This window comes from Synechococcus sp. R55.7 (assembly GCF_047461955.1).
In the GTDB taxonomy this organism is placed as follows: domain Bacteria; phylum Cyanobacteriota; class Cyanobacteriia; order Thermostichales; family Thermostichaceae; genus Thermostichus.
Genome location: NZ_JANSIC010000389.1, coordinates 1 through 1,028 on the forward strand (window position 1 = coordinate 1; position 1,028 = coordinate 1,028).

A 1,028-nucleotide genomic window follows, 5' to 3' on the forward strand; every position below is an offset into this window, starting at 1 on the left:
CAGGGATCCCTTTTAACCTGGAGGGGATCACTAGGGAGTTTAGGCCCTTGGAAACTTTTGTTCTGATTAAGCAAGTTCCCGATCAAAACGCCAAGGCCGGCATCAACAGTGACGGCACGATCGATCGCGCCAAGGCCAAGCGGATGTTAAACCCTTTTGATCGCTATGCACTGGAAGCAGCTCTGCAAACCAAACGGCAACACGGGGCGAGAGTAACGGCAATTACAATGGGGCCACCCCCGGCCATTGAGGTGCTCTACGAGGCCATTGCCCACGGGGTGGATCGGGGTATTTTGATGACCGACCGCCGCTTGGCCGCTTCCGATACCCTAGCCACTGCCTATACTCTGGCCCAGACGGTTCGCTATGCTGGCCGGCCCGATGTGATCTTCTGCGGGCTCCAGACCACCGACGGCGATACGGCCCAGGTGGGGCCGCAGTTGGCGGAGCGGTTGGGGATCCCTCAGGTCACCTATTGCGAAGCCTTCGAGATTCGGGATGGGATCCTGGTGGCGCGGCGGGCCATCGAAGGGGGATCCCAAATCGTAATGGTGCCCCTGCCGGTTTTGATTACGGTGGCCAATTCCGCTCGGCGTTTGGCCTACCCCACTCTACGGGGTGTGCAGCGGGTGCAGCGGCTAATGCGGGATGAAATGGCACGGGCCGAGGCAATCCAGATCCTCAACTTGGACGATGTGGGGGCAGACCCGGAGCGCTGCGGTCTCAAGGGATCTCCGACCATCGTGGCTGCCACCGAAAAAGTGGGGGAAATTGGCGGCAACTGTCAGATCTTTCAAGGGCAGTCCGTCCCCCAACTGGTCAACCAACTAACTCAGGCCGTTGACCTCTTCCGCTACGCGGCAACTTCCTAGATCTTCTGCCTTGCATCCCTCTGGCCAATTCTTATCTCCATCACCTTTCAATCCTCATCGTCTCATCTATCGATCCCAGGGTGGCTAGCCGGCGAAAGCTCCCGGTTTTGGGCAGTGAAAAGTTAACTCAGAAAGACTCTGCTGACCTCGTCGCAA

General features: G+C 58.3%; 1 protein-coding gene. It reads left to right on the forward strand.

The features are described from left to right. Nucleotides 1-872, forward strand: an 872-nt coding sequence (locus tag NW820_RS12690) for an electron transfer flavoprotein subunit beta/FixA family protein (RefSeq protein ID WP_414407679.1), incomplete at its 5' end; no start/stop codon positions are given. Nucleotides 873-1,028 lie beyond the last annotated feature (156 nt).